The 8,362-nt window shown below is 73.9% G+C and carries 6 protein-coding genes; 5 read left to right on the forward strand and 1 reads right to left on the reverse strand.

The window, feature by feature from the left end; genetic code table 11:
* Positions 1–39 precede the first annotated feature (39 nt).
* On the reverse strand, positions 40–3,903 hold the full coding sequence (locus VF746_12650) for an AAA domain-containing protein (protein ID HEX8693268.1): 3,864 nt from the start codon (positions 3,901–3,903) through the stop codon (positions 40–42).
* 370 nt (positions 3,904–4,273) lie between these two features.
* Between VF746_12650 and VF746_12655 the strand changes: the two genes are divergently transcribed.
* The 5 genes from VF746_12655 (at position 4,274) to VF746_12675 (ending at position 8,153) form a co-directional block, all read left to right on the forward strand.
* Positions 4,274–4,558 (forward strand): FeoA family protein, encoded by a 285-nt coding sequence (locus VF746_12655; protein HEX8693269.1) that lies wholly within the window; start codon positions 4,274–4,276, stop codon positions 4,556–4,558.
* A gap of 2 nt (positions 4,559–4,560) precedes the next feature.
* Positions 4,561–4,791 carry a FeoA family protein gene (locus tag VF746_12660; GenBank protein ID HEX8693270.1) on the forward strand — a complete coding sequence of 77 codons (231 nt, stop codon included), beginning with the start codon at positions 4,561–4,563 and terminating at the stop codon, positions 4,789–4,791.
* A gap of 72 nt (positions 4,792–4,863) precedes the next feature.
* Positions 4,864–6,969: a ferrous iron transport protein B gene (feoB, locus tag VF746_12665; protein ID HEX8693271.1), complete on the forward strand. Its 2,106-nt coding sequence runs from the start codon at positions 4,864–4,866 to the stop codon at positions 6,967–6,969.
* 12 nt (positions 6,970–6,981) lie between these two features.
* Positions 6,982–7,128, forward strand: coding sequence for a hypothetical protein (locus VF746_12670; GenBank protein ID HEX8693272.1), 147 nt, complete (start codon positions 6,982–6,984; stop codon positions 7,126–7,128).
* A 455-nt stretch (positions 7,129–7,583) separates the two neighbouring features.
* Positions 7,584–8,153: a nuclear transport factor 2 family protein gene (locus VF746_12675; GenBank protein HEX8693273.1), complete on the forward strand. Its 570-nt coding sequence runs from the start codon at positions 7,584–7,586 to the stop codon at positions 8,151–8,153.
* The last annotated feature ends 209 nt before the right edge of the window (positions 8,154–8,362 follow it).

The raw sequence follows: 8,362 nt of genomic DNA on the forward strand, positions 1-8,362 counted from the left end.
GCCACGAGGATCCACGACGATGATAAGAGGCCGGTGGAGTCACCGCACGTGTACGCGCACCGCCACGCGAGAGCCGTCCGGCGCGGGGAGCTCGACCTCGCGGACCTCGCGCCAGGGCTGGTGGAGGTAGCCCTTGACGGCCAGCGAGGCCGTCATCACCCGCTCGTCGCGGGGGAGCGTGCGCAGGACCTCGCCGCTCATCAGCACCACCAGCTTGGAGCGCGCGCGGGTGATGCTCACGTTGAAGCGGTTGGGGCTCAGCAGGAATTCCGCCTCGCGCTCGGCGTACTCGCGGTCGGCGACGGCGTAGGAGGCCACGATCATCTCCCGCTCGTTCCCCTGCATCCGCTCCACCGTGTCGACCACCGGCAGCTCGCCGTGCGCCCACCCGGCGCCGCGCAGCTCGGCCAGGATGGCGCTGTTCTGCGCCCGGTGCGGCGAGATCACCGCCAGCGCGCGGTCGCGGAACGCCTCGGCCGTGTAGCGCTCTCCCGTGCCCGGATCGGCCAGCCCCGCGCGGGCGAGGGCGACCAGGCGCGCGGCGAGGCGCGCCTCGAAGGGGTTGCGCGCCGTCGCCCGGTAGCCGCCGTAGGTGCAGAAGACCACGGAGTCTTCGGGGCGGAAGAACGTCTCCCAGAGCAGCGCGTCCAGCGGGTCGGAGAGGTCCACGCCGCCGGGAGCGACGAGGAGGCGCCGGCCGGGGACGGTGGAGACGAGCCCGGGATAGAAGGTCCGCCGCGGATACGCGGTGAGCGGCCGGTTCATGCGGTGGCTCTCGCGCAGCATCAGCGGCCGGAACGCCCGGGCGTAGTGCGAGAACGAGGAGCCGAAGAGCGTGTTCTCGCGGTCGTAGCTGCCGCGCAGCACGGGCGCGAGCTGCCGGTCGTCGCCGGTGAGGATCACGCGGCCGCCGCGGCGGATGGAGGAGAGGGCCACCAGCGACTCGGGCACCTTCACCTGCGACGCCTCGTCGACCACCACCACGTCGAAGAGGGGGTGGATCGGCACCTCCGAGTCGTCCTCGGCCTCCTCCTGCCCGGCCGCGCGCATCCGCTTCCACAGCGACCAGACGGTGGAGCCGACCACCACGGGGACGCCGGTCTCGTCGGCCTCGCGCAGGACCGCCTCCAGCTTCCGGTCGTCCACCAGCTCCACGCCGGCGGCCTCGACCTCGGCGTCGGCCTCGCTGCCGCGGCCCTGGAGCTTGACGACGCGTAGGGGGACCTGGGCGCCGCTTCCCGCCAGCTCGCGGGCGCAGCGGACCAGCACGTTGGCGATGGCGCGGTGCGTGGCCGCGCTCACCAGCATGCGGAGCGGCCGCCCCGCGCGCCGGGCGGCCGCCGCCAGGCCGATTAGCATCCACGCCAGCAGGTACGTCTTCCCCGTCCCCGGCGGGCCCCAGACGACGGTGACCGCGCGCTCGAACGCCGCTCGCCAGGCGGCCGCCTGCTCGGCGTTCAGCACCGCCTTCCCCGCCCCGCCGAGCGTGTCCGCCCACGCGCCTTCCGCGTCAAGCGGCGCCAGGAGCCAGTCCGCCGGCACCCGTCCATCGAGAAGGGCGCGGACGAACGCGGCCTCGCCGTGGCCCTCGGCCAGGTGGCGGAGCGTGGAGACGACGCGGCGGGTGTTGAAGTCGGCTTCGGCGCGGTCCAGCACGCACATGCGCCCGAACTTGAGCACGCCCTCCTTCTCCAGCCGCGCGAAGCCGTAGTCCGAGGCCAGGGTCACGCGCGGGCGAAGGCCGGAGAGGTCGTAGCCCACCAGCTCCACCATCAGCTTGCGGCGCAGCCACGGCTTGCGGTCGGTCTCCAGCAGCATCTCGCCGTCGTCGTTGGTCAGCACCAGGGCGAAGTCGCCGGGGCGGAACTTGGCCTCGCGGCAGTCGGGGTCGAACTCGAAGACCCACTCCTTCTCCGACGGCCGCTCCACCGGCTCCAGGTGGCGGATGCACTCGAAGCGGCGGGCGCGGTCCCTCGACGGCAGCGCGTGCAGGGCGCGGATGGCGAGCGACTCGGCCGCCGCCTCCAGCTCGGTGAAGATCCGGAGCGTCTCCAGCACCGGGTCGCCGATCGGCTCGGCGGAGACGCCCGGAGCGGGGCCCGACGCGTCGAGCCGCAGCTTCGGCAGGCGGCTACGCGCGGCCTGCTCGCGGAGCGCGCGCAGCACCGAGTCGAGGGCGGAGAGCTTGGAGCGGACGGTGCGCTCGATCTCGCCGCGCACCTCGTCGGGCGCCTGGCCGCGGTGCGGGCGGCGGCGCCAGACGTTGTGGATGCGCTCGAACGCCACCTGGCTGGAGAGCGGCCAGCCGTAGTCCTCGCGCGGCTGGTGCACCCACGCGCGCTCCGCGGGCCGGAGCGCGGCCGAGACGGCGGCCAGGTCCCACGCGTAGGGGACGGGGAGCGCGAAGAGGTCGGCCACCGCGTCGAGGAGCACCGTCCCCGGCGCGGCGGGCGCCGAGCGCAGGCCCGCGACGCCGCGCGTGGGGAAGAGGAGCCCGGCGAGCGCGGCGATCCCCGGCTGCGCGGCGGGGTCGGCCACGTGGCGCTGCAGGAGCCCGCGCAGCAGCTCCAGCTCCGCGCGGTCGTACAGGTAGAGGTGGACCGGCTTCTCGGCCGGCCTCCCGTTCCCATTCCCTTCGTCAGCGCCCAGCATCTCCGCCACGGCGGCGCCCGCGCGGGCCAGGAAGGCGCGCAGCATCTCCCCTTCCGCGGCCCGCGTCCCGCCGCTCGACAGGAAGACGTCCGTTGCCGCGCGCGCGCCCGCCCGCTCGACCCTGAGGCCGAGGGCGAAGACGGTGCCGCTCGCCGGGTCGCCCTCGGCGGTGACCAGGACGCGGACGCGCTCGCCGCCGCCCACGCGGTGCGTCTGCTTCTCGACCTCGAAGAGCTTGCGGTAGCTGAGCGCCTGGGCCCGCTGGCGGAGCGCCGTCTCGGCGCTCTCCAGGGCGTGGCAGCCGGTGTAGGTGTCGCGCCAGAGCCCCGCGCGGGTGAGCGCGGCCACCGAGCGGATGCCGCGCCCGTGCAGCACCTCGCGCCCGAGCGGGGTGAGGCCGGGGACGCGCGCCAGGTCGTCCGTCCGGTCGGCTTCGGCGCGGCAGTGGTGGAAGAAGGCGCAGGCGCCGCACCCGCTCCCCAGGTGCCAGGCGGCCCGCGCCGGCTCCAGCGCGGCGATGCGCGGCAGCTCGTCGCGGAGGAAGGCCTCGACGTGGTGGCGGTAGGCGGCCAGCGCGAACCGCCGCGGCGCCCGGTCCCCGCGCGACCACACCCACCCCCAGCGCGTGTCGACGGCGGCGTCCAGCCCCTTGGCGCGGACCACCTCCTCCAGCACCAGCGTGTAGAACGCCACCTGCGCGAAGTGGTGCACTGCGCGCTCGCGGCTCCACTTGACGTCGATCACCCCCAGCCGCAGCCGCCCGCCGCGCGTCCGGCCGATGCGCACCAGGTCCGGCTGCGCGGGGGCGAGCTCCACCAGCTCGGGGTCGAAGCCGTGGCGCCGGGCGAAGGCGGCGGGATCGGGGAGGGCGAGCTGCGGCTGGACGAGGAACCGGAGCGGCCCGGGCTCGCGCAGCGCGGCGACGACGCGCTCGTACGGGATCGGCCGCGCGTCCCCCCGCGGCGTCGTCCCGGCAACGAGCACGGCGTCAGGACCGAAGTGGCGGACGAGCGCGGCCAGCTTCTTCCGCTCGAAGCGCCGCCCGGCCGCGGTGAGCAGCCCCATCCCCGGCCGCACGCCCACCAGCGGCCCGCGCGTGGGATCGGCGTTCTCCGCGGGCACGTCGATCCCGCGCGCGGCGCGCGGCACCAGCTCGTAGCGGAGCTGGCGCTCGCACCGAAAGCGGAAGTACTGCGCGAGCTGCGTCCCGGTCAGGCGCAGGGACTTTGTGTCCGCGGTGCTGCTGCTCAAAGTACGAGAGTACGAAAGTACGGGAGTACGACGGCGGGGGGACGCGCGTACCGAACGCTAACCGTATACACCATGGACGGGCAAGGTGTGCGCGGTGGGCGGCCCGGCCGGCCCTCACCCGGCGCCGCTACCGCGTCGCCACCCTCTCCCAACTTCGGGAGAGGGTACTTTGCGGGCTCTCATGCGGGAGATCGGTTTCGCGCGTAAGGGCGTCCCCCGCTGCGGCGGGGGCTCATTGGCGGGCGGAGATCCCGATCCTCCGCGTCCTTGCAGGCCGTGTGGATTCCAACGCTTGCGTGCGCGCGAGGGAGAGGGTATCTTCCGAATCCGCTCGTTGAAACTGATTCTCAGCTTCACCCGAGACCGCCGGATGCTGAAGCGCCTCTTCGCCCGCAAGGAAGGCCCGAAGGCACCGTCGCCGCGCTGCGCCGAGTGCCCGCTGGCCGCGTGCGCCTCGGGGTGCCAGGCCGCCGTGCTGCGCATGGAGTGCGACCACGGCGAGGCGCACCGGCTGCGCGGGCTGGGGCTCTTCGAGGGCACCTGCGTGCGCGTGCTCGACTCGCGCAACGGGATGCTGCTGGAGGTCAAGGGCGCCCGGCTGGCGCTGGGGCAGGGGCTCGCCCACGCCATCACGGTGCTGCCGCTGGAGAGCTGAGCTTGGAACAGCGGCGGACGCTCGGCTCGCTCGCGCCCGGCGAGCGCGGCCGGGTGATCGAGGTCGGCGGAGACCACGCCGCGGTGCAGCGGCTGATGGACCTGGGGCTCATCCGCGGCACCACCGTCGAGGTGGTGCGCAGGGCCCCGCTGGGCGACCCGCTGGAAGTGAAGCTCCGGGGCTTCATGCTCACCCTGCGCCGCTCGGAGGCGGAGCACATCACGGTGGAGTAGATGGAAGCAGTCACGGCAGGAACCCGTCCTGCGCCCCCTGCACCCTCGCCCGCGGCCGCGCGCGGCGGGGGTGTGCTGCATGTGGCGCTGGTCGGCAACCCCAACACGGGGAAGAGCACGCTGTTCAACGCGCTGACCGGGATGCGGCAGCGCGTGGGCAACTATTCCGGCGTCACGGTGGAGCGCGTCGAGGGCCGCTACCAGGGCGCCGACGGCCGCGTTGTGACCGTGCTCGACCTCCCCGGCACCTACTCGCTCTCCGCCAGCTCGCCCGACGAGGAGATCGCCCTGGGCGTGCTGCTGGGCCGCGCCGAGGGGCTCGACACGCCGGACGTGGTGGTGGTGGTGGCCGACGCGCAGAACCTGGAGCGCAACCTCTTCCTGGCCAGCCAGGTGCTGGAGCTGGGCCTTCCCACGGTCGTCGCGCTGAACCAGGTGGACGCCGCGCAGGCCGCGGGCCTGAAGATCGATCCGGTCGAACTGACGCTGGAGCTGGGCGCCCCGGTGGTGGCCACCGTGGCGACGAAGGGCGAGGGGCTGGAGCTGCTCAAGCAGGCGGTCGCGAAGGCGCCGTCGCTCCCGCGCGCGGAGCGGCGCTTCGAGCTCCCCGCGGCGGCCGCCGGCGCGCTCAGGCCGCTGGAGGAGACGCTCGCCGCCGGGGGCCTGGGCGAGTCCGCCGCGGCGATGGAGGCGCTCCGGCTGCTGGCGGTGGCCGAGCCGGGGAAGCACCTGGCCGGCATCCCCGGGCTCCCGGCGGCGGTGGCGCGGGCGCGGGCGGAGGTCGAGGCGGCGGGGCTCCATCCGCGCAGCCTGGAGGCCGAGGCGCGCTACGGCTGGATCGCCGGGGTGGTGGAGCGCTGCGTCACCCGCACGGCCACGGGGAAGCGCACGCTCACCGACCGCGTGGACGCCGTGGTGCTGCACCGCGTGGGCGGGCCGCTCATCTTCGTGGGGCTGATGGCGCTCGTCTTCCAGGCCATCTTCTCCTGGGCCGAGCCGCTGATCGGCTGGGTGGAGGGGCTCTTCGGCGCGCTGGGCGGCTGGGCCGGCTCCGCGCTCCCCCCGGGCGACCTCAGCTCGCTGGTGGTGGACGGGGTGATCGCCGGCGTGGGCTCGGTGCTCGTCTTCCTCCCGCAGATCACCATCCTCTTCCTCTTCATCGGCGTCCTGGAGGACAGCGGCTACATGGCGCGCGCCGCGTTCATCATGGACCGCTTCATGAGGAGCGTGGGGCTGCACGGGAAGAGCTTCATCCCCCTGCTCTCCGGCTACGCCTGCGCGGTGCCGGGAGTGATGTCCACGCGCACCATCGAGAACCCCAAGGACCGGCTGGCGACGATCATGGTGCTGCCGCTGATGAGCTGCTCGGCGCGCATCCCCGTCTACACGCTCCTGATCGGCGCCTTCATCCCGCCGGTGGCGGTGGCCGGCGTCTTCAACCTGCGCGGGGTGACGCTGCTGGCGATGTACCTGCTGGGGACGGTGACGGCGCTGGCGATGGCGGCGGTGTTCAAGAAGACGCTGCTGAAGGGCCGCGCCCGCCCGATGATCATGGAGCTGCCGCCGTACCGACTCCCCAGCGTCCGCTCGCTGGCGATGTCGGTCTCGCACCGCGCCAGCCTCTTCCTGAGGAAGGCGGGCACCATCATCCTCTCGCTCTCCATCGTGCTCTGGGCGCTGGCGACCTACCCGAAGACGGAGGCCGCGCCGGGGACGAGCGAGGAGGCGGCGCAGGAGGCGCAGCTCGCGGGGAGCGTGCTGGGGCGGCTGGGGCACGCCATCGAGCCCGCGGTGCGCCCCCTGGGCTACGACTGGAAGATCGGCGTGGGGATCGTGAGCTCGTTCGCCGCGCGCGAGGTGTTCGTCTCCACCATGGGCACCATCTACGGCATCGGCGCGGCCGACGAGTCGTCCACGTCGCTGCGCGACCGCCTGCGCGCCGAGCGCGACCCCGAGACCGGGATGCGGGCGTACACGCCGCTGGTGGCCGTGGGGCTGATGGTGTTCTACGTGTTCGCGATGATGTGCATGAGCACGGTGGCCGTGGTGGTGCGCGAGACGGGCGGGGGGTGGACGGGCGTGCGCTGGGCTTCGATCCAGTTCGGCTACATGCTGGCGCTGGCGTACCTGTCGGCGCTGCTGGTGTACCAGGGCGGGCGGCTGCTCGGCCTGGGATGAGGAGGTGACCCGATGCTGCAGACGCTGATCGTCGCGGGGATCGTGCTCGGCGCCGCCGCCTACCTGGCGAGCCGCTGGTGGAAGACGCTCGCCCTCGCCCGCGCGCCGAAGAACGCGCCCGGCTGCGGCGCGGGCTGCGGCTGCGGCGACGAGCATTGATCGTCGGTTGACGAGAATCGATCATGACGAAGGGCCGGCGCGTGCGCCGGCCCTTCGTCGTTCAATCTCCGTCGCGCGAGCGCCAGATCCGCGAGTGCCGGGGTTCGAATGCGAGTAAACCCGCGGCTGGAACCACGGAAAGCCTCGCAAACCCCGCGAGGCTTCAACCGCGCACCCGCATTCGTTCCGCACGCGGTTTCGTCGCGCGAAGCGCCGAGGTGTTTCCCCTCTACCGCGCAGCGGGGGAGGGGAGCGCGCCCTCTGGCTGCGAGGAACGAGCAGCCGAGGGCCGCGCGGGGGAGGGGGCACCCCGCCATGTCACGATCCGGGAGCGGCGGGCGTTCTCGCGACGCAGTTCGTCCCGCCGGGGAACATTCGCTCCCGCAGCGCCGTAGCAGCGGACCCGGCCGGGCGCCCGGCCTCCCCCATCTCGCAAACCGTCCCGAACACCCCGCGTGAAGACCGCATTCCTCGCCGCCTCGCTCGCCGCCGCCGCGCTGGCCGCGCACCCCGCCGCCGCGCAGCGCGAGATGTACGGGCTCGGCGGCTCCGCCAACGACGGGCGCAGGCAGTTCGAGGCGGAGGCCCGGCAGCAGGTGGGCGCCCTCCTGGCAGACTTCGAGTCGGCGTGGGGGAGCGACGACCCCCGCGCGCTCACCGAGCTCTACGCCGGGAGCGCCACCTTCTACCCGGCCGAGGGGGGCATGCTCACCGGCCGCGGCAGCATCCGCGACTACTTCGCGCGGCTGCTGCCGAAGGTGGAGCCGGTGCGCACCTCGGTGGTGGAGTTCAAGGTGAGCGGCGACCTGGCCTTCGCCACGGTGCAGGTCGCCTACAAGGTGCGCGATGCGGCCGGCGCCGAGCGCAGCTTCATCGGCACCGACGTGTTCGTGCTGCGGAAGGCGTGGGCCGCGCCGTGGAGCATCGTCTCGCACTACGCCAAGCCCGAGAGCCTCGCCGCCCCCGCCGCCGCGGCCACAGCCGACACCGCCGGCGGCGCCCCCCGCGCCGCCCCCGACGAATAGCGCGAGCGACATCGGCAGCCTTGCGACGCCCGGGAGCCCCGCTTCCGGGCGTTCGCGTTTCCCCACACTCCGGCGTAAATTCGCTCGGTCGTGCCGAACCCTCGGAATGCGCCGAAGGAGCCCGCGCAGGCGGGCTTTTCGCCGTTGTTGCCGCGGGTTCACCCGCCCCGGTGAGGTCGCCCGGCGAGCCGTCCCGACCTCAAGGAGAA

It is taken from the genome of Longimicrobium sp. (assembly GCA_036389795.1).
Taxonomy (GTDB): Bacteria; Gemmatimonadota; Gemmatimonadetes; order Longimicrobiales; family Longimicrobiaceae; genus Longimicrobium.